General features: G+C 64.0%; 19 protein-coding genes. 7 read left to right on the top strand and 12 right to left on the bottom strand.

The window, feature by feature from the left end; all coding sequences use genetic code 11:
* Positions 1 to 54: 54 nt before the first annotated feature.
* The 8 genes from BC443_RS07120 to BC443_RS07090 form a co-directional block, all read right to left on the bottom strand.
* Positions 55 to 1,122, bottom strand: coding sequence for a spermidine/putrescine ABC transporter substrate-binding protein (locus BC443_RS07120; RefSeq protein WP_071231129.1), 1,068 nt, complete (start codon positions 1,120 to 1,122; stop codon positions 55 to 57).
* 53 nt (positions 1,123 to 1,175) lie between these two features.
* Complete coding sequence (locus tag BC443_RS07115) at positions 1,176 to 1,991, bottom strand: ABC transporter permease (RefSeq protein ID WP_071231128.1); 816 nt, start codon at positions 1,989 to 1,991, stop codon at positions 1,176 to 1,178.
* Entirely contained in the window at positions 1,988 to 2,911 is a 924-nt protein-coding gene (locus BC443_RS07110) for an ABC transporter permease (protein WP_071231127.1), read from the bottom strand. Before BC443_RS07110 ends, BC443_RS07115 begins: the two co-directional genes overlap by 4 nt.
* Positions 2,912 to 2,919: 8 nt before the next feature.
* On the bottom strand, positions 2,920 to 4,059 hold the full coding sequence (locus tag BC443_RS07105; RefSeq protein ID WP_083387262.1) for an ABC transporter ATP-binding protein: 1,140 nt from the start codon (positions 4,057 to 4,059) through the stop codon (positions 2,920 to 2,922).
* A gap of 29 nt (positions 4,060 to 4,088) precedes the next feature.
* Positions 4,089 to 5,381: an FAD-binding oxidoreductase gene (locus BC443_RS07100; RefSeq protein ID WP_071231126.1), complete on the bottom strand. Its 1,293-nt coding sequence runs from the start codon at positions 5,379 to 5,381 to the stop codon at positions 4,089 to 4,091.
* 107 nt (positions 5,382 to 5,488) lie between these two features.
* Complete coding sequence (locus BC443_RS18540) at positions 5,489 to 5,716, bottom strand: hypothetical protein (protein WP_139284259.1); 228 nt, start codon at positions 5,714 to 5,716, stop codon at positions 5,489 to 5,491.
* Between the two features lie 169 nt (positions 5,717 to 5,885).
* The gene (locus BC443_RS07095; RefSeq protein ID WP_071231125.1) at positions 5,886 to 7,205 is read right to left on the bottom strand and encodes an APC family permease; all 1,320 of its coding nucleotides are present in this window, start codon (positions 7,203 to 7,205) and stop codon (positions 5,886 to 5,888) included.
* Positions 7,206 to 7,311: 106 nt separating this feature from the next.
* The gene (locus BC443_RS07090; protein ID WP_071231124.1) at positions 7,312 to 8,124 is read right to left on the bottom strand and encodes a carbon-nitrogen hydrolase family protein; all 813 of its coding nucleotides are present in this window, start codon (positions 8,122 to 8,124) and stop codon (positions 7,312 to 7,314) included.
* A 131-nt stretch (positions 8,125 to 8,255) separates the two neighbouring features.
* On the opposite strand from BC443_RS07090, the gene BC443_RS07085 reads away from it, so the two are divergent.
* Positions 8,256 to 9,077 (top strand): LuxR C-terminal-related transcriptional regulator, encoded by an 822-nt coding sequence (locus BC443_RS07085; RefSeq protein ID WP_210766254.1) that lies wholly within the window; start codon positions 8,256 to 8,258, stop codon positions 9,075 to 9,077.
* Between the two features lies 1 nt (position 9,078).
* On the opposite strand, the gene pyrB is transcribed toward BC443_RS07085, so the two are convergent.
* Positions 9,079 to 10,110: an aspartate carbamoyltransferase gene (gene pyrB / locus BC443_RS07080; protein ID WP_071231122.1), complete on the bottom strand. Its 1,032-nt coding sequence runs from the start codon at positions 10,108 to 10,110 to the stop codon at positions 9,079 to 9,081.
* 369 nt (positions 10,111 to 10,479) lie between these two features.
* On the opposite strand from pyrB, the gene BC443_RS07075 reads away from it, so the two are divergent.
* Positions 10,480 to 11,334, top strand: coding sequence for an SDR family oxidoreductase (locus BC443_RS07075; protein ID WP_071231121.1), 855 nt, complete (start codon positions 10,480 to 10,482; stop codon positions 11,332 to 11,334).
* Positions 11,335 to 11,401: 67 nt separating this feature from the next.
* Here the strand turns inward: BC443_RS07075 and BC443_RS07070 are convergent, their stop codons facing one another.
* The gene (locus tag BC443_RS07070) at positions 11,402 to 12,289 is read right to left on the bottom strand and encodes an IclR family transcriptional regulator (RefSeq protein WP_247643235.1); all 888 of its coding nucleotides are present in this window, start codon (positions 12,287 to 12,289) and stop codon (positions 11,402 to 11,404) included.
* A 102-nt stretch (positions 12,290 to 12,391) separates the two neighbouring features.
* Entirely contained in the window at positions 12,392 to 12,925 is a 534-nt protein-coding gene (uraD, locus tag BC443_RS07065) for a 2-oxo-4-hydroxy-4-carboxy-5-ureidoimidazoline decarboxylase (RefSeq protein ID WP_071231120.1), read from the bottom strand.
* Between the two features lie 114 nt (positions 12,926 to 13,039).
* Here uraD and uraH point away from each other — a divergent pair, with 114 nt between their 5' ends.
* The 3 genes from uraH to BC443_RS07050 all read left to right on the top strand — a co-directional run bounded on the left by uraH (position 13,040) and on the right by BC443_RS07050 (position 15,646).
* Positions 13,040 to 13,426, top strand: coding sequence for a hydroxyisourate hydrolase (uraH, locus tag BC443_RS07060; RefSeq protein WP_071231119.1), 387 nt, complete (start codon positions 13,040 to 13,042; stop codon positions 13,424 to 13,426).
* Positions 13,426 to 14,793, top strand: coding sequence for an 8-oxoguanine deaminase (locus BC443_RS07055; protein WP_071231118.1), 1,368 nt, complete (start codon positions 13,426 to 13,428; stop codon positions 14,791 to 14,793). The genes uraH and BC443_RS07055 overlap by 1 nt, the downstream gene beginning before the upstream one ends.
* Positions 14,794 to 14,887: 94 nt before the next feature.
* Positions 14,888 to 15,646 carry a GntR family transcriptional regulator gene (locus tag BC443_RS07050; protein WP_071231117.1) on the top strand — a complete coding sequence of 253 codons (759 nt, stop codon included), beginning with the start codon at positions 14,888 to 14,890 and terminating at the stop codon, positions 15,644 to 15,646.
* A gap of 302 nt (positions 15,647 to 15,948) precedes the next feature.
* On the opposite strand, the gene BC443_RS07045 is transcribed toward BC443_RS07050, so the two are convergent.
* Complete coding sequence (locus BC443_RS07045; RefSeq protein WP_071231116.1) at positions 15,949 to 16,680, bottom strand: aspartate/glutamate racemase family protein; 732 nt, start codon at positions 16,678 to 16,680, stop codon at positions 15,949 to 15,951.
* 144 nt (positions 16,681 to 16,824) lie between these two features.
* Here BC443_RS07045 and puuE point away from each other — a divergent pair, with 144 nt between their 5' ends.
* Both puuE and BC443_RS07035 read left to right on the top strand, forming a co-directional pair.
* A complete protein-coding gene (gene puuE / locus BC443_RS07040) occupies positions 16,825 to 17,748 on the top strand; it encodes an allantoinase PuuE (protein WP_071231177.1) in 924 nt (307 codons plus the stop codon).
* 291 nt (positions 17,749 to 18,039) lie between these two features.
* Positions 18,040 to 18,849, top strand: a complete 810-nt coding sequence (locus BC443_RS07035) for a transporter substrate-binding domain-containing protein (RefSeq protein WP_071231115.1) — start codon at positions 18,040 to 18,042, stop codon at positions 18,847 to 18,849.
* The last annotated feature ends 33 nt before the right edge of the window (positions 18,850 to 18,882 follow it).

The raw sequence follows: 18,882 nt of genomic DNA, 5'->3' as shown, positions 1-18,882 counted from the left end.
CGTGTGGTGTCTCTTGGCTGCCGGGCGCAGACCCGCCGCGCCCGGCCGCTGCCGTTATCGGGCCTGGACTTCGGACCAGAGCTGCTGGAACGTCTGCAGCTGCTCGCCCTCGAGGCTTGGCGTGAAACGCAGGCGCTTCATCTCCTCCTCGGTGGGCTGGGCGGGGGGCTGCTTCAGCGCCTCCTCGAGATAAGGCTCGGCCGCCGCATTGGGGCTGGCGTAGTAGTTGTAGTTGGACAACTGGGCGCCGATCTTCGCGTCCAGGATGAAGTCGATGAACTTGTGGGCCAGATCCGGGTGCGGGGCGCCGGAGGGGATCATCATGGAGTCCACCCACATTTCGGCGCCCTCGTCGGGAATCGCGAATGCCAGATGCTCGAAGGCTTCCGGATCCTCTCCCTTGAAGTAGAGATAGTCGCCGTTGTAGGACATGCCCACGTGGGTCACGCCCCGGGCCAGCTGCTGGAGTGCCGGGGTGCCGTCGGTGAAGCCGGAGAAGTTGTCGCGGCTCTTGGTCTCGATCATCAGCTTGGCGGCCTCGCGCCAACTGTCCAGCGTGTTGCAGTCATAGGGCTTGCCCAGCGCACCGCAGGCGGCGCCGATGGCCACCTGGCCGTCGCCCATGATGGCGAACGGATAGTCGGGATTGACCTTCGGGTCGAACATCAGCGACCAGCTGTTGGGGGCGTCCGGGAAGGTGTCGGTGTTGTAGACCATGCCCGTCGTGCCCCACTGGTAGGGCGCGGAGTATGCGGAACCCGGGTCGAAGCTCGGGTCCTTGAACTGCTCCTTGACGTTGGCAAGGTTGGGAATCTTCGCGTGGTCGAGCTTCTGGACCAGGCCCGTTTCGATCAAGCGCGGCACGTAGTAGTTGGAGGGGACGATGATGTCGTACTGGGACGCGCCGCCCGCGTTCAGCTTGGCGAACATCTCCGGCAGCGAGTTGTAGTAGTTCTGCACCACCTCGACGTCGTACTTCTGCTCGAACGCCGTGATGATCTCGGGGTCCATGTACTCGGTCCAGTTGAACAGGTAGAGCTTCTCTTCCGCGGCCTGCGCGCCGGCTCCCAATAGCAGGCTGCAGAAGGCAACGGCGGCGGCAGTCTTGGTGTGCTTCGACATGGGCTTTTTTCCTTGTTGTCTCTTCAGTGTTTACCCGTGCGCGGGCTCTCTGGTCAGGATTGACGTTTGCGACTGTGCTGGTTTTTACGGCTGAACAACAGGCTGATCGCGGCGGCTATCGCTACCGCACCGATCATCAGCGTGGCGATGGCATTGATCTCGGGCGACACGCCTTTCTTGATCGCGCCCCAGATGTAGATCGGCAGCGTGGCGCTCTCCGGCCCCGCCGTGAAGAAGCTGATCACGAAGTCGTCCACCGACAGCGTGAAGGAGAGAAAGAAGGCGGATATCAGCGCCGGCTTGATGGTCGGCAGCATGAAGTGGACGACGCGCTTGACGGGGGTGGCGTAGAGATCCTTGGCCGCCTCGAACAGCGTCGGGTCGAGCCCGACGAAGCGTGAATAGACGATCAGCGCGACGAACGGAATCTGGAAGGTCACGTGGGCGATGACCATGGTCCCCAGCCCCGGCTGGAGCAGCCCGGTCAGCCGGTGGAACTGGACGAAGAAGGCCATCTCGGAAATGCCGAAAACGATGTCCGGCAGCACGATGGGCAGGTAGATCGGCACGATCAGCCAGCCGAGCTTGCGGTGGCGGTGGCGATACATGCCGTAGCCGATCAGGCAGCCGATGACGAGCGCGATGACCGACGAGCAGATCGCCAGGACCAGGGTGTTGCCGAAGGCGGCCATGATCTGCTCGTTGCCGAGCAGCTGGTGATACCAGCGCAGCGACAGGCCGGTCATGCTGGCGGCGCTGTTGGAGGCATTGAAGGAGAACAGCACCACCACGGCCAGCGGCAGGTACAGGAACACCAGTGTGATCCACCAGAAGGCCGTCAGGCAGCGCTTGAGGGTTCGCTTTCTCATATCACCACCTCCTCGCCGCCACCCAGGCGCTTGCCGATGCGCCGCATCGCGAACAGCCCGATGAAGGTCGCGATCAGCATCAGGATCGCGCCGGCCGCGCCCAGCGGCCAGTTGGAACCGCCGGAGAACTGGGTGGCGACCAGATTGCCGAGCATCATCGCCTTGCCGCCGCCAAGCAGCTCCGGAATGACGTACATGCCGAAGGCGGGAATCGCGACCAGCACGATTCCGGCCAGCAGCCCCGGCAGCGTCTGCGGGAAGACGGCGTGCCAGAACGCCCGGGCGGGCCTGGCGTAGAGATCCTGCGCCGCTTCGACCTGTGCGGTATCGAGCTTCTCGAAGGCGGCATAGAGCGGCAGCACCATGAAGGGAAGGAAGTTGTATACCAGCCCCAGCGTCACCGCGAAGTTGGAGGGGTACAGGCCCATGTTGGGCGGAATGAAGCCAAGCACTTCGGCCGCGTTGGAGAGCGGCGTGCCGGGTGCCAGCAGGTTCATCCAGCCGAAGGTGCGAATCACCTGGTTGGTCCAGGAGGGCACCACCACCAGCAGGAGCATGATCGGCCGCCACTTCGCCCGGCAGGTCGTGATGTAGTAGGCGAGCGGATAGGCCACCAGCACTACCAGCCCGGTCGCGACCAGGGTCTGCCACAGCGAGCGCAGCAGGGTATAGAGATTGCCCGGGCTCCAGCCCAGGAAGCCGACCCCGGCCAGCTGCTTGAACGAGTTCAGCGACAGCGGCATCTGCGGCAGGCCATAGGGGCCGTTGGACATGAAGGCAACGGCCATCAGGTAGAGGCTTGGCAGCACCAGGAAGATGACGATCCAGAGGGCACCCGGCGCCACCGTGAACAGGAGATGACGCGCTTCGCGGACCATGCCCTGGCTGCGTCCCATTACCGCAATATTGTTCGTCGACATGTCGGGTCTCACTCGCTCAGGGTCACGAGGTCTTCCGGGGCGACGACGACCGTCACCTCGTCCCCCACGTCCGGTAGCCGCCTGCCACGGTTGTTGACGGTAGCCTGCAGCGTCGTGTCCGCGATACGGATGCGAAACTCCGCATGGCTTCCGCGATAGAGCCGTTCCGTGATGGTGCCGGACAGATGGTTGGGCCCTTCGACGTGACCCGGTTCGAGATCCAGCGTTTCCGGGCGCATCAGCACCAGCTCGCCCTGACTGTCCCCGTCCATCTGCAGCGTGCCGATTTCCGTGCTCAGGCGCGAGCCGTCGCGGCGATGGATCCGATACAGGTTGCCGTGTCCCATGAAGCGGGCCACGAAGGCGTTGGCGGGGCGCTCGTAGACCTCCTGGGGCGGGCCGACCTGCTGGATGTGGCCGTCGTCGAGCACGGCGATGCGGTCCGACATCACCATCGCCTCGTCCTGGTCATGGGTGACGAACACGAAGGTCATGCCGAGCCGCTTCTGGACTCGCAGCAGCTCGACCTGCAGCTGGCTGCGCAGGCCGGCATCCAGCGCTGAAAGCGGTTCGTCCAGCAGCAACACGTCGGGTTCGCAGACCAGGGCCCGCGCCAGGGCGATGCGCTGGCGCTGACCGCCGGACAGCTGATCGATACGGCGGTCGACCAGATCTCCCAGCTGGATGAACTGGGCGATCTCCGCCACCTTGGCTTCACGCGCCTTGGCCGCGACGCCGCGCATCTTCAAGCCGAACGCCAGGTTTTCCCGCACCGACAGATGGGGAAACAGCGCGTAGGACTGAAAGACCGTGTTGACGCTGCGCTGATGCGGCGGGGTATCGATGACATCCTTGCCCCCGATCGTCAGCTGGCCGTCATCGGCCTCTTCCAGCCCGGCGAGGATACGCAGCAGCGTCGTCTTGCCACATCCGGACGGCCCCAGCAGGGTGAAGAATTCGCCGGCGTGGATGTCCAGGTCGACCCCCGCCAGCGCAATGGCATCGCGTCCGAACTGCTTGCGCAATCCCTGCATCCTGATCGAGGAAGCGCCGCGCTTGCCTCTCGCCGCCGCATCTGCCGCCGCCACGCGAGTCTCCTCTCGATCCAGGCGCTCGGTGGTGTTCACGGCGTTCGTCAAATCGGTCATTGGGCACTCCTCGTCGTGCTTGCCGCTCGTCACAGCCGGTCGCGAAGCTTGTAGAAATTGGTTGCCAGTACCAGCAGGGGAGTCCGTAACCACCGCCCCCCCGGGAACATCCGGTGGGGCATGGCGGAAAAGATGTCGAAGCGCTCGCTCTGCCCGGCAATGGTCTCGGCCAGCAGCTTGCCGGCCAGCCCCGCCAGCGCCATTCCGTGGCCAGAGTAGCCCTGGGCATAGAAGACATTGGGCGCCAGCCGGCCGAAATCCGGCGCGCGATTCATCGTGATGGCCACGTCTCCCCCCCAGCGATATTCGATGTCGATCTCTTTCAGCACCGGGAACAGGCGCCGTATCTTGGCGTCGGTACGTGCTTCCAGGCCTCGCGGCGGGCGGCCGTCGTAACTCACCTCCCCGCCGTAGATCAGGCGTCTGTCTCTCGACAGGCGATAGTAATCGAGTACGAAGTTGGTGTCCGACAATGCATCGTTTCGAGGGAGCACCTGGGCGGCCTGCTGCTCGCTCATGGGCGCGGTGGCGATCATGTAGTTGGCTGCTCTCATGATGCGCCCGCTCATCTCGGGCACCAGCCGGTCGCCGTAGGCGTTGGTGGCGATGACCACGTGATCGGCAATGACCCGGCCGCGTTCGGTGACGACGGTGGCCTGCTTGCCGTGTCGAATATCGACCACGGGGCTGAACTGATGAAGGATCGCTCCGGCCTGCTGAGCGGCTCGGGCCAGGCCGAGCGTGTAATTGAGGGGATGCAGGTGGCCGGCTTCGCGCTCCCAGAGCGCCGCCGGGTAGGCATCGGTGACGACGTGCTCGCGCAGCGCGTCGCCTTCTCGCCACTCGAGCCCGTGATAGTCGAAGTCGCGGACCATCCGCTCCTGCCACTGCCGGAGCTCGACGACGTGACGAGGCTTGACCGCGGCGTGGAGGTAGCCCCAGGACATCTCGCAGGGAATCTGGTGCTGATCGACGAGGTGGGCGGTCAGTCTTACGGCTTCACGGCTCATTTCCCAGATATCGCGGGCGGCGGATCGGCCCAGGGCGTTCTCGACGGTGCGTATGTCGGTGCCCAGGCCCGGCAGTATCTGCCCGCCGCTGCGCCCGGAGGCACCGTGCCCCACGTTCAGCGCTTCGAGCAGGATGACGCGGTATCCCTGCTGAGCCAGATGCAGCGCGGCGGAGCAACCGGTAACTCCCGCGCCGATGACGCAGACATCGGCGCGATGATCGCCTTCCAGCGGGAGCGCTGGCTCGAGCTCGACGGCGATGGAATCCCGATACCAGGAGGCGGTTGTCGCCGACGACGAATAAACTGTCATAGGAAGTCCGTCTTGGGTTGCGCGCTGCGCTTGTAATTGTTGGTTCTGCCATGTCGCAGAGTGACGTGGCTCGCTCAGTGTGTCATCAATTCCGTGGTCTATGTCAACTATTTAATAACACCATTTTCTGCCGAACGACGCGAATTCCGACAACCACGCAGCCCTTCTCGCTGGTCTTTTCCCTGCCGAATTCGCGATGAAAAACCCGATTTATCGCCGTTTAATGCCTTATTTTTCACGATGTTACAATCCGGTTCAGAGCCGATCTGGCTATCCCATAGCGGAATATCGAGAACGCTGGATATGTGGCTGGATGATGGAATATTCGACAGCATGATGGTTCGTGTCGTGTTCGCAGGCCGCGTCGTTTCGACGGGGGAATGTGAGGCGGGCTGGCGCGAGGAGATTGCGAGAAGCGTGCGAGGCATCGCCGCTCGATGGATGCCGGAGAACGGGGCCCCGCACCCGGTGAGGACCCGTTCCCACTTTACAGAAGATGCTGCTTCACGCGTCGATATGCAACTCCGGCGTGGGGCGTCGGAAGCCGCGGGTCAGCCACAGCAGCCAGCCCAATCCTGCCAGTAGCCATATCGAGCCAAGCATGACCGCTTTGTGATCGAGGCTGAACAGCAGCCACACGATCGCGCCGAATCCGATCGCCGGACATACCAGAAAGCGCAGGGTATCGCTCGGGCCACGGCGGCCCTCCTTGAGATAGTAATGAAAGATCACCGCCAGGTTGACCAGGGCAAAGGCCAGGAAAGCGCCGAAATTGATGAACGAGGCCGCAGAAAGCACATCCATCGTCAGCGCCAGCAAGGCCACCATGGCGCTCAGAAGCAGCCCGCCCACGGGCGTGCCATGACGACCCAGACGGCCGAGCCAGCGGCGCGGCAACACATCGTCGCGGCCCATGGCGTAGATCAGGCGTGCACCGCTGGCCTGGGCGGCGATGCCCGAGGCGAACTGACCCACGACCAATCCGATCAGGAAGATCGACACGAACACATCGCCACCGATGTTGCGTGCAATGGTATAGGCGGCAGCGTCCGGATTGGCGAAGTCGAAGCCCGGCGCCGCGAGCTGGACGCAGTAGGAGACGACGATGAAGATCAGCCCGCCCAGCAGCGTGATCAGCAGGATCGCCCGGGGCAGCGTGCGCTGGGGATCCTTGGTTTCCTCCGTCAGCGTGGTCACCGCATCGAAGCCGAGAAACGAATAGCAGGCGACGGCCGCACCGGCCATCAGTATCGGCAGCGAGGCATTGTCGCTACCCAGGAAGGGAGTAAGGCTGAACAGTGGCTGGGTCGGGTCGCCGAGAATGTAGTGCACACTGAGACCGACGAAGGCGACCAGCACCAGCATCTGGATCAGCATCATGGCGCTATTGACCAGGCTGGCCAGCTTCAGCCCCAGCACGTTGATGACCGTGGTCACGCCGATGAACGCCAGTAGCCACAGCGCCGTCGGGATGGTCGGGAAAGCGGAGTTCAGATAGGCCGCCCCGATCAGCCAGATCACCATCGGCAGGAATAGATAGTCGAGCAGAATGGCCCAGCCAGCGAGGAATCCCAGCCGATCATCGATGGCGTGACGAACGTAGGCGTAGGCAGAGCCAGCGACGGGGTAGGCGGCGGCCATGCGGCCGTAGCTGTGGGCGGTGAACAGCATCGCCACCAGCGCGGCGAGATAGGCGCCTGCCACTGCACCCTGGGTGACCACTGCCAGCACCCCGAAAGTGCCGAGCACGATGATCGGGGTCATGTAGGCCAGGCCGAACAGCACGACCTGGGATAGGGTAAGGGTCTTCTTCATTTCCGACATCGTCATGTCCTGTTGTGGTTGTTTTACGAGTTATGGTTGTTTGACGAGTTATGGTCGTTGCGGCTAGCAGCCGTCGTCGTGATGAACGCAGGGAGCCGGAACGGGTTCAGTCGAAATGCCAGCTGCGCCGCGAGCCCTGGGTTTCGAGATGCCCCCTGAGGCTTAGACGTCGATCCTCTGCGTAGTGGTAATCCTGTTTGGCACTGGAGAGGCGCGCCGGGTCCAGATGCAGCGCTTGAACGGTCTCCTCGCGACCGGCTCGGAACAGGGTGTCGCCATCGGGGCCGATCAATGCGCTCTCGCCGGCGAAGGTGAGCCCGGCGCCCTGGCCGGCCCGGTTGCTCATGGCCAGGAAGCACTGGTTTTCCTGGGCTCTGGCCTGAGCGGCACAGGCATGTACGGGGCCGTAGGGATCCATGTTGCCGTTGGTCACCACCAGCAGGTTGGCCCCCATGGTTGCCAGCGCGCGAGCCGGCTCGGGGAATTCCAGGTCGTAGCAGATCAACAGACCGATGCATCGGCCGCGCCATTCGAGGCAATGAAGCGCATCGCCTGGCTGAACCAGCGTGCGTTCGTCCGGCCACAGGTGGGTCTTGCGATAGCGTAGTGCGATACCGTCTTCGGGCGTGATCAGCACGGTAGCGTTGAACACGGTCTCGCCATCTCGCTCCAGCAGGCCGATGGCGATCGCCAGATCGCGCTCGCGACTGGCCTCGATCAATGCCTGGAGCTCCGGCCCATCGAGCGTCAGGGCACGATCGGACACATGCTCCGGTTCGGCAAAGCCACTCAGATGCGTTTCGGGAAAGACGATCAGCGCAGTATCGTCGTCGACGCCATGAACGACCTCGAGCGCTCGGGCGAGGTTGTGCTCGATTTCGCCTTCACGGCTGGCGAGTTGTGCCAGGACAAGCTGCATGGAACACTCCGGGAAGTTGTGATTGGAACGGGAGCTGATGCCTTCAGTATCCCCAATCCCGCGCCACTGCCTATCCCGCAAGCGGGGTAACCCGATCGGGGGACTCGGCTTGGCCTGAAAGAGAAAAAACGATGACCCAACGAGCTCGGCCGGAGACAGGCTCAGTCGAGATGACCTCGCTGGAAAGCCTGGAGTGGCATCGCGCCTTCGGCCAACTGGCGGAGAACGTGGATCGCGCCGGCTTCTGGCTGGCTCTCGTCCGTCGGCTGGCGAGGGAAGTGCATTTCGATACCTGGGTGGCACTGGTTTTCGACCGCCAGCAGCCACCCCTTATCCTCGCGGAAAGCGACGAGGACGACGGTGCGGACGACGCGCTGTTTCAGGACTATCAGCGTGGCCTGTATCTGCTCGATCCGTTCTATATCGATGCCTGCGAGCGCGAACGTTGCGGTCTGTTCACGCTGGCCGAAGTGGCGCCGCAGCACTTCACGCGCACCGAGTACTATCAGCGCTATTTCCAGCGCAACATCGTCGCCGACGAGATCCACTTCAATCAGACGCTGGATGAGCGCCGGACATTGTGCCTGTCGCTGGGCTCGACTCGTCCATTTTCCCGGGAAGCGCTGGGCAGTCTCGCCCTGATGCAGCCGTGGATACTGGCGCTGATGCGGCTTCGCATGCATTTCGAGCCGGAAGAAGCCGGCGCTTCCGGACCACATCCGTGGCATCCGCAACCGGACAAGGAGCTTGACTTCGATTCACGCTACGCCTTGACTGAGCGTGAGCGCGAAGTCAGCCAATTGATGCTGGGCGGCAGTTCGACCAAGGAGATTGCCCGTCGTCTGGCAATCTCGATCGAGACGGTGCGCGCCCACAAGAAGCATCTCTATGCCAAGCTGGGTGTCAGCTCGCAATCGGAGTTGTTTTCGCTGTTCTGGCAGGCGCGACGCTGATTCAGAGCGTGCGGTCGTCGACGCCGAAGCTCGGCGGCACGAACCAGCGCACGTCACGCAGATCCTGTTCGATCAGGTCCTCGACCTGCAGCAGGTGGGCGAAGATCGCCATGCGCATGGGAATGCCGTTGTCGGTCTGGCGGAAGATCGCCAGGCGCGGGTCGCCGTTCAGATCGGTGCTGAGATCGTTGGCGCCGGGGCGGCTGTCTCGCGGCAGCGGGTGCATGACGATGGTGGTCGGCGAGCAGCGGCGGTCGAGGAAGCCGCGATCGACGACAAAATCCGAGGTCAGCTCGGTGAAGCTCTCCGACATCTCCGCAGTGAAGCGCTCGCGCTGGATGCGGGTGGCGTAGATCACGTCCACGTCGTCGAAGTTCTCCGCCAGATTGGGGCGCGTTTCGATGCGATGCCCGCGAGATGCCACCAGGTCGATCAGGTGCTGCGGCATTTCCAGCCCCGGCGGCGAAACCAGCGTGATCCGCAGCGGTTCGTAGAGCGACAGCAGCTTGATCAGCGAGTGCACGGTGCGGCCGTATTTCAGATCGCCGGTCAGCAGCAGGTGGGCGCCGGCCAGCGGCTTGCCCAGCCGCGCGAACTCCTTGGTGATGGTGTAGACGTCCAGCAGCGCCTGGCTCGGATGCTCGCCGGGGCCGTCGCCGCCATTGATCACCGGCACCTGGGTCGCTTCGGCGAATTCCGCCACCGAGCCCTGCTCCGGGTGGCGCATGACGATGGCGTCGACGTAACCGCCCATGACGCGGCTGGTGTCGTAGAGCGATTCCCCCTTCGCCATCGAGGAGAAGGTGAAGCCGGTGGTGTCGCAGACGCTGCCGCCGAGCCGGCAGAAGGCGGCGTTGAAGCTGATGCGGGTTCGGGTGCTGGCCTCGAAGAAGAGGTTGCCGAGCACGGCGCCTTCGAGCATGCGGGTCACCTTGCGCCGCTGGGCGATCGGCTCCATGCGCTCGGCAATGCGGATCAGGTGATCGACGGCGTCACGGGAGAGCGAGTCGACAGAAAGCAGGTGCGCGGGCATCGGGAAACCTCGTTGGCGGCAGGTGACGAAATCGGGCTGGCCGAGCGTAGCGGTCTCGGTCGGGCGCTCGGTCGGACGATAGTGTAGCGCCGTGCGTCACCGGCTTCACGCCCGGCGGCGATATCGTCCTGGCTCTCGAATATTCCCGTTCGCCGGCCGGGCCGACGGCCCACGGGAGCCACCTCCTGCAGCGTCGTCGATACCGTTAACCTGGCTTAAGATCCGATAGCGGGATTTGAATGAATCCGCCCAGGCTTCCTATGCTTTGGGAGCGCCGTGGCAATCCATTGGAGGATTCGCCGCGGCGAGCAGAGACGGCACCCATTCAGCCGCCATCGTTCATTCGATTCCATTCAGGAGGGAGCCAGAATGTCAGAATCGCATTTTCCCCCGCAGCACCAGGCGCACCAGCCGGGTGACGAGCATGACATGCAGCCCGAGCCGGAATTCATTCGCGATGACTATCGCGGCACCGACAAGCTCAAGGGCAAGGTGGCGCTGATTACCGGCGGCGACAGCGGTATCGGCCGTGCCGTGGCAGTGCACTACGCCCGCGAAGGGGCCGATTGCGCCGTGGTCTATCTCGATGAAGATCGCGATGCGGAAGACACCAAGGCGTTGATCAAAGCCGAAGGCCAGCGCTGCCTGCTGCTCAAGGGCGACGTGGCCGACTCCGCGTTCTGTCGTGAAGCGGTCGAGCGCACGCGCCGGGAGCTGGGCGGCCTCAACATCCTCGTCAACAACGCTGCCGAGCAGCACGACTGGGACGACGTCACCGAAATCACCGACGAACAGCTGCAGCGCACCTTTGCCACCAACATCTTCAGCCACTTCTATTTCGTGCGTGAAGCCTTGCCGCACATGAGCGCCGGCGACACGATCATCGCGACGTCATCGGTCAATGCCTTCAAGGGTAACGCGACGCTGATCGACTATTCGTCGACCAAGGGCGCAATTCAGGGATTGGTGCGGTCGCTGGCGCAGTCGCTGGTGGATCGCGAGATTCGCGTCAATGCGGTGGCGCCGGGCCCGGTCTGGACGCCGCTGATTCCGGCCAGCTTCGATGACGAAAAGGTCGAGGGCTTCGGCGGGCAGGTGCCGATGCAGCGCGCCGGCCAGCCCAGCGAGATGGGCCCGGCCTACGTTTATCTGGCCAGCCAGGAGTCTTCCTACATGACCGGACAGACTATCCATCTGAATGGCGGGGTGATCCTGAATACCTGAGGATTCCCGGGCGAAAAGTGTCTGCGCTCGACGACGTTTCGGGCCAGACACTATTCGGGGCCAGATGCTACGCCGGCGGTTCGGTCGGTGTCTTGCCGCCGATCTTGGCGGTGATCTCGCGGGCCGTTTCCGCGACTAGCGCGGCAAGCTCGGGCAGGCGGGAATCGTCGATACGGGCCACCGGGCCGGAAACTGAGATCGCGGCCAGCGGCAGGCCGCTCTCGTCGTGGAGCGTGGCGGCAACGCAGTTGAGGCCGATGGCATGCTCCTCCCGATCGACGGCGTAGCCTTGGCGGCGAATCTCGACCAGCTGCTCGCGTAGCCTGTCGACATCGGTCAGCGTGTTGGGCGTTTCTCCCTCCAGCGTGCGTCCGGCCACGATCTGCTCGAACTCCTGAGGCGGCATCCACGCCAACAGCGCCTTGCCGACGCCGGAGGCGTGAAGCGGCGCCCGCGAGCCAAGCCGGGTGATCATCCGCATCATCTGCTTGGATTCGCTCTGGGCGAGATAGACCACCATGCCGTCGTCGCGGATACCGAGATTGGCGGTTTCCCCGGTGGTGGCGGTCAGGCGGCGCAGAAACGGGCGCGCGGTAGCGACGAAATCCCGCGCTTCGAGGAAGCTGTTGCCGATGCGGAAGGTCTTGACGTCGATCTTCCACAGCCCGCTTTCGACATCCTGGGTGATGAAGCCCTGCTGGAACAGCGCCTGCAACAGGCGGTGCGTGGTCGAGGGCGCCAGATCGACGTCTTCGGCAATGTCGGAAAGTGCCAGCCCGTCCGGAGCCGCAGCCAGCCCTTCCAGAATGGTCAGACCCCGTACCAGCGACTGGCTGTGTCCGCCGCTGCTCTTGGCGCTGCCGGCCGGCCGGCCGACGGAACGGCGTTTGTGCTCCGCCGCGCCGTGTCGTGGCTGATCGGTCGCTGTCGCCCGAATCCGCTCCTGGTCTGTCACCCGATTCCGCTCTTTGTCCGTCACCCGTCGCCGCTCTCGTGTTCGTCCGTGGTCAGGCGCTCAGGATAACCGCTCGCTCTCCCAGTGTCTGTGCGCCAGCGGCTACGACTTTCGGTCGGCTCGCTGCTCCAGGCGCAGCAGCGCGATCCGGTGGATCTGCTCGATGGCGGTGCGACGCTCCTGTTCCGGGGTGTGATTCAGGCGCGTCTCGAACGCCTCGAGGATGGCGTGGCGGTCGAGCCCGCGAACGGCGATCACGAACGGGAAGTCGAAGCGCTCGCGGTAGGCCTGGTTGAGCTTCTCGAAGCGGGCGAACTCTGCCGGCGTGCACTGGTCCAGGCCGGCGCCGGCCTGCTCCGAGCGGGAGTCGTCGGTCAGCTCGCCGGCGACCGCCGCCTTGCCGGCCAGATCGGGATGGGCGCGGATCAGCGCGAGCTGGGCTTCCGGCGATGCCGCGTCTACCTGCTGGCGCAGCCGCTCGGCCAGCCCGGCTGGGGTGTCCTGCGCCTCGCCGAGGCCGGTATCCCAGCTCTGCGCCGCAATCCACGGCGAGTGTTCGTAGATCTCGCCATAACTGACGATGAAGGCGTCGCGATCCAACTGGCTGGGGCGCGGGGAGAGAAGCATTGTGGCCATGAGGACTCCGGTTGACCTTTGTATACAAACGCACTTGAATGAGGCTAACGCTTTCCACGCTCGGCAATCCACTGTTTTCGCGCCCGCCGCGCGTGCCACCCTATCGAGGCCCTCATGAGCGAAACTTCCCACGGCTATCTGACCACTCACGTGCTGGACACGGCGCTGGGCCGCCCCGCCAGCGAGCTGCGCATCGAACTCTATCGGCTGGAGGGCGGCACGCGCCTGCGTCTGGCCGACGTGAAGACCAACGCGGACGGCCGCTGCGATGCGCCGCTGCTCGAAGGCAACGACTTCACCGCAGGCGTCTACGAACTGCTGTTTCACGCCGGTGACTATTTACGGGCCGGCCACACATCCGGCTTACGTACCAGCCAGTCGTCCCCGGGCCATTTCCTCGACCGGATTCCGCTGCAGTTCACGGTGGATGCACCGAACGAGCATTATCACGTGCCGCTGTTGCTGTCGCCGTATAGTTACTCGACCTACCGGGGCAGCTGATGACAACGACACTGATCCGCAACGCCGAGCTGATCGCGACATTCGACGATGCCGAGCGCGAGCTGCGCAACGCCAGTATCCGGCTGGAGGACAATCGCATCGTTGCCATCGGCCCGGCGGAGGCGCTGACAGAAGAGCGAGCCGGACCGGCCGACGTCGTCATCGATGCTCGCGGCCATGTGATCCTGCCGGGGCTGGTGAATACCCACCATCACTTCTACCAGACCCTGACGCGCAATCTGCCCGCCGGGCAGAACGCCGAGCTGTTCGACTGGCTGGTGACGCACTATCCAATCTGGGCGCGGCTCGATCCGGAGTCGCTTCACGCCAGTAGCCAGATCGCTGCCGCCGAGCTGCTGCTTTCCGGCTGCACCACGGCGGCGGACCATACCTACCTCTGGCCCAACGGCGCGCGCATCGACGACCAGATCGCGGCGGTCTCCGAGCTTGGCCTGCGCTTTCACGCCTCGCGGGGGTCAATGTCGGTGGGCGAGTCCCAGGGCGGGCTGCCGCCGGACAGCGTGGTCGAATCCGAGCAGGCGATCCTCGACGATACCCAGCGTGCCATCGAGCGCTATCACGACGCCTCCGAGCGGGCGATGACCCGGATCGTGGTCGCGCCCTGTTCGCCGTTTTCGGTCTCCCGCGAGCTGATGCAGGAGAGCGCCACGCTGGCGCGCCATTACGGCGTGCATCTGCACACGCACCTGGCCGAGACCCGCGACGAGGAAGCCTACTGTCGTGAGCGCTTCGGCTGCACGCCGGTGGAGTACGCCGAGCAGGTCGGTTGGGTCGGCAGCGATGTCTGGTTCGCGCACATGGTGCATCCGCACGCCGACGAGATCGCGCGCCTCGGTGGGCACTGCTGCGGCGCCGCACACTGCCCCAGCTCCAACATGCGGCTCGGCTCCGGCATCGCCCCGGTGATGGCGATGCATCGCGCCGGCATGCGCGTCGGCCTGGGGGTCGACGGCAGCGCCTCCAACGATGGCTCGCATCTGCTGGCGGAGGCGCGCCAGGCGATGCTGCTGGGTCGGCTGCAGGGCGACATGAGCGAGATCACCGCCCGCCGGATGCTGTGGTTCGCCACGCGCGGCGGGGCATCGGTGCTGGGCCGGGACGATATCGGCCAGCTCGCGGTGGGCAAGGCCGCCGATCTCATCGGCTTCCGGCTCGACTCGCTGGCGCTGGCCGGCGGCGCGCTCCACGATCCGCTGGCTTCGCTGGTGTTCTGCCAGCCGCCGAACGTCGATCTTTCGATCGTCAACGGCGTGCGGCGCGTCGAAGGGGGCCGGCTGCTCGGTCACGATCTCGACGCCATGGTGGCCAGGCACAACGCCTGCGCCCGGCGGCTGGTCGAGGGTTGAGGAAGACGGGAGGCTGTCATCTCCAGGGGCGGCGTATACAATCGAGCCATGGATCGATGGACGTGGAAAAGTACGCTGGGTGGAGCGAACAACGATGGCAACAAGCGCGAACGCAGCGACAGGGCGGGATGAAGGGCAAGCCGGCAAGCCGACCAGGCGCAGCCGGGGCGCCGGCAAGGCGGGCAACGGCGCCGAGCGTCACGAAGCGATCTACCAGCAGATTCGCGAGGCGATCGTCGAGCATCGCCTCAGGCCCGGGGCGCGTCTGCGCGAGGATGCGCTGGCCGAGGTGTTCGGTGTCAGCCGCACCGGCATCCGCAAGATTCTCCAGCGCCTCGCGCTCGAGCACCTGGTAACGCTGACGCCGCGCCGTGGCGCCAGCGTCAGCCGGCCCAGCATCGAGGAGGCGCGAGACGTCTTCGCCGCTCGCCAACTGGTCGAATGCCAACTGATGCCCTGGGTATCCCGCCGGCTCAAGCCGGCCGACGCCAAGGCATTGCGCGAGCTGGCGAAGAGCGAACGTCAGGCCTTGCGGGCCGGCGAGCAGAGCCGGGCCATCCAGCTTTCCGCCCAGTTCCACCAGCGCCTGGCCGAACTCTCCGGTAACACGCCGCTGGCCGAGTTCATCGAACGCTTGTGTTCGCGCTCCTCGCTGATCCTGGCGGTCTATGGATCATCCGGCCATCTGGGCTGCGAATCCCACGATCATGACGAACTGGTCACAATGCTGGAAACCGGCAAGGAGGCGCGCGCGGTCGCCTTCATGCAGCGCCACCTCAAGGCGATCGAGGCGTCGTTGTCGATCGAGGAGAGTGGGGACGAGGCGCCGGATCTGGCGCAGATATTCGGCTGAAAAGTGGCTGCGCTCGGCCATACGGCGTTAAAAATCTGCTGGAGCGCCAGCCCGGTCAAATGCTCATTTACACCCCGTAAACTCCGCTTGTGGACTTGCGACATCCATGTCGCTCGCTCCTCAAGCAGCGAAGCTGCCCACATCGTCAATCCTGACGATTTGTCGCAGATTTTTGTCTTGCGACCCACAGGGATGTGGAAAGTGCGTTGGCCCGTAGGGAACGGGCCTATGGCTGGCCTTCGCTCGCTAACTTTTCGATCTTGCTGGAATTTAGGTTTATCTCGAAGTCGAGAAGTCCTGGATCAATTGCCCCAGTCAGCGAACCGCCCGACGAACGGCTTGGGCCGGGGAAAGGCGAGATCGCCGTGCTTGCTGGTGCCGAGCCCCAGCAAGACCAGCGATTCCGCCAGTTTCACCGCGGCGCTGACGCCTTCGATGACCGGCATGCCCAGGTCCAGCGTCAGCCGCTCGGTGAGATCCGCCATGCCGCCACAGCCCAGCACGATGGCGCCGATGCCGTCGTTATCCTTCGCTTGTCGGCACTCCTCCAGCAGCGCCTGATAGGCGTTGCCCGCCGGATTTTCCAGCTCCAGCACCGGCAGGTCGGTCGCTCGGACTCGCCGACAGTGATCGCGGAATCCATACTGGTCGAGCAGGTGCTCGGCAATGATTGCGGTGCGCTGCAACGTCGTGACCACGGAGAAGCGCGTACTGATCAGCGTTGACAGGTGAAAGCCGGCTTCGGCGATGCCGATGACCGGAGCGCGGGTCAGCTCGCGAGCGGCGAGCAGGCCCGGATCGCCGAAGCAGGCGATGATGTAGGCGTCCATTCCCATCGCTTCGCCGCGGCGTATCTCCTCGAGCACGCCGACGGCGCTGATCGCCTCGTCGAAGTGGCTTTCGATCGATACCGGCCCGCTGTCGGGCTGGCTGACGTGGATCTGCGTGTTCCCGGCGGCCACGCGGCTGGCGCAGGCGCCGATCTTGTCTGTCATGCTGGCGGTGGTGTTGGGATTGATGACGTGAATACGCATGGCTTGCCACCTTGGCGAGAGGGAAAAATCGCGGTACGTTTATTTTGTCCACAAAAATAAACGACTTTGAATACAATATCGATAACGATGGCCGATGAGACGCGATTCGCGTCGATCGGTTCGGCAACCACAAGGGCGCTGCGCATGATCTCCCCAGACTACCCACGCGATCTGATCGGCTATGGCCGCACGCCACCGCAAGCCAACTGGCCGGGCCAGGCCCGTGTCGCGGTGCAGTTCGTCCTCAACTACGAAGAGGGCGGCGAGAACAGCATCCTCCACGGCGACAGCCACTCCGAACAGTTTCTGTCCGAGATTGCCGGCGCCGAAGCCTACCCCGCTCGCCACCTGAGCATGGAGTCGATCTACGAATACGGCTCGCGGGCCGGCGTGTGGCGCGTGCTGCGCGAATTCGAGCGGCGCGGCCTGCCGTTGACGATCTTCGGCGTGGCGATGGCGCTGGAGCGCAACCCGGAAGTCGCCCAGGCATTTCGCGAGCTGGGCCATGAAATCGCCTGCCACGGCTATCGCTGGATCCACTACCAGAACGTGCCGGAAGCGATCGAGCGCGAGCATCTCGAACGCGCCCTGGCCATTTTCCAGTCCCTCTACGGCGAGCTGCCGCTGGGCTGGTACACCGGCCGCGACAGCCCCAACACCCGGCGGTTGCTGCTCGACCAGGGCGGCTTCCTCTACGACAGCGACTACTACGGCGACGACCTGCCGTTCTGGAGCGACGTTCAGGACAGCCACGGCCAGACCCATCGTCACCTGATCGTGCCCTACACGCTGGATACCAATGACATGCGCTTTGCCTCGCCGACCGGTTTCGATCACGGCGAGCCATTCTTCCAGTACCTGCGAGATGCCTTCGACGTGCTCTACGAAGAAGGCGCGGACACGCCGAAGATGCTGTCGATCGGCCTGCATTGCCGGCTGGTCGGCCGCCCAGGCCGCTTCCGCGCGCTGCAGCGCTTCCTCGATCATCTCGAAGCGCACGACCGGGTGTGGATAACTCGCCGTGTGGATATTGCCCGCCACTGGGCTGCCGAGCATCCGTTGGCCTAGAGAAGCGCTCGATCCAGGCGTTTGCCAAATCGTGGTAAATCGTGCCCTGCCATAGTGCGAGGGGGGATTTTACGCACCCCGCTCGCGCATGGGGGAGATCGAGCCCGCTTTATGGCAGTCGAAGATCATTCCAGAGTTCTCTCTAACTTGTTGAATTAACAACTTGTTTGCCTTAGTTGGCGCCAAGCTTGCTATCTCTGGCTGTGAAACAAACGTTTCTCAGCTTGCAGAGAAGTCGCCAATCGTTTCTCTGTCATGACAACAACGCTCGTTCTCGTCAGGAGATTCAGCATGTTTGCCTTCGCCAAGAACCGATTTTGCCGCCAGGCCGTACTGGCGCTCAGTTGCCTGGTCGTGACCGGTCTTGCCGCCGTCGCGGTACAGGCCAGCGATCTGGATACCATCGAACAGCGTGGCACCCTACGCGTCGCCGTACCGCAGGATTTCCCGCCGTTCGGCTCGGTAGGTACCGATCTGCAACCGCAGGGCTACGACATCGATATGGCGCAGTATCTGGCCGATCAGATGGACGTCGACCTGCAACTGGTGACGGTGACCAGTGCCAACCGCATTCCGTTCCTGCAGACCGACAAGGTCGACCTGGTGATCTCGAGCCTGGGCAAGAATCCGGAACGCGCTGCGGTGATCGATTTCACCGATGCCTATGCACCGTTCTTCCTCGGCGTTTTCGGCACGCCCGATGCCGCTCCGATCGACGATGCTGCCGGCCTCTCCGGCGAGACCGTCGGGGTGACTCGTGGCTCGGTCGAGGATATGGAACTTTCCGATCTGGCGCCCGCGGATACGACGATCCAGCGTTTCGAAGACAACGCCACCACGATCTCCGCGTTTCTTTCCGGTCAGGTCGACTACATCGCGACCGGCAACGTGGTGGCGGCACAGATCGCCGAACGCAACGCCGAGCGCGCGCCGACCATGGTTTTCCGGATCAAGAATTCGCCCTGCTATATCGGCCTGACCCAGGGCAACACGGCGTTGAAGACGCGCGTCAACGAACTGATCGCGCAAGGCAAGGAGGACGGCACGCTGGAAGCGATGTCGCAGAAGTGGTTCCACACCGCACTGCCCGACGACCTCTGAGCGGCTAACTCGGTCTCTGAACGGATAATTCGC

This window comes from Salinicola sp. MIT1003, assembly GCF_001858555.1.
Classification (GTDB): domain Bacteria; phylum Pseudomonadota; class Gammaproteobacteria; order Pseudomonadales; family Halomonadaceae; genus Salinicola; species Salinicola salarius.
This window is presented reverse-complemented; position numbering and strand designations above follow the sequence as displayed.

Coding starts and splice junctions, on each gene's coding strand:
- pyrB (WP_071231122.1), bottom strand. CDS start 10,110: ATGCCCGCGCACCTGCTTTCTGTCGACTCGCTCTCCCGTGACGCCGTC.
- BC443_RS18540 (WP_139284259.1), bottom strand. CDS start 5,716: ATGCTGTCGAATATTCCATCATCCAGCCACATATCCAGCGTTCTCGAT.
- BC443_RS07090 (WP_071231124.1), bottom strand. CDS start 8,124: ATGCAGCTTGTCCTGGCACAACTCGCCAGCCGTGAAGGCGAAATCGAG.
- uraH (WP_071231119.1), top strand. CDS start 13,040: ATGAGCGAAACTTCCCACGGCTATCTGACCACTCACGTGCTGGACACG.
- BC443_RS07055 (WP_071231118.1), top strand. CDS start 13,426: ATGACAACGACACTGATCCGCAACGCCGAGCTGATCGCGACATTCGAC.
- BC443_RS07085 (WP_210766254.1), top strand. CDS start 8,256: ATGACCCAACGAGCTCGGCCGGAGACAGGCTCAGTCGAGATGACCTCG.
- BC443_RS07045 (WP_071231116.1), bottom strand. CDS start 16,680: ATGCGTATTCACGTCATCAATCCCAACACCACCGCCAGCATGACAGAC.
- BC443_RS07115 (WP_071231128.1), bottom strand. CDS start 1,991: ATGAGAAAGCGAACCCTCAAGCGCTGCCTGACGGCCTTCTGGTGGATC.
- puuE (WP_071231177.1), top strand. CDS start 16,825: ATGATCTCCCCAGACTACCCACGCGATCTGATCGGCTATGGCCGCACG.
- BC443_RS07105 (WP_083387262.1), bottom strand. CDS start 4,059: ATGACCGATTTGACGAACGCCGTGAACACCACCGAGCGCCTGGATCGA.
- BC443_RS07095 (WP_071231125.1), bottom strand. CDS start 7,205: ATGTCGGAAATGAAGAAGACCCTTACCCTATCCCAGGTCGTGCTGTTC.
- BC443_RS07035 (WP_071231115.1), top strand. CDS start 18,040: ATGTTTGCCTTCGCCAAGAACCGATTTTGCCGCCAGGCCGTACTGGCG.
- BC443_RS07050 (WP_071231117.1), top strand. CDS start 14,888: ATGGCAACAAGCGCGAACGCAGCGACAGGGCGGGATGAAGGGCAAGCC.
- BC443_RS07120 (WP_071231129.1), bottom strand. CDS start 1,122: ATGTCGAAGCACACCAAGACTGCCGCCGCCGTTGCCTTCTGCAGCCTG.
- BC443_RS07075 (WP_071231121.1), top strand. CDS start 10,480: ATGTCAGAATCGCATTTTCCCCCGCAGCACCAGGCGCACCAGCCGGGT.
- BC443_RS07110 (WP_071231127.1), bottom strand. CDS start 2,911: ATGTCGACGAACAATATTGCGGTAATGGGACGCAGCCAGGGCATGGTC.
- BC443_RS07100 (WP_071231126.1), bottom strand. CDS start 5,381: ATGACAGTTTATTCGTCGTCGGCGACAACCGCCTCCTGGTATCGGGAT.
- uraD (WP_071231120.1), bottom strand. CDS start 12,925: ATGGCCACAATGCTTCTCTCCCCGCGCCCCAGCCAGTTGGATCGCGAC.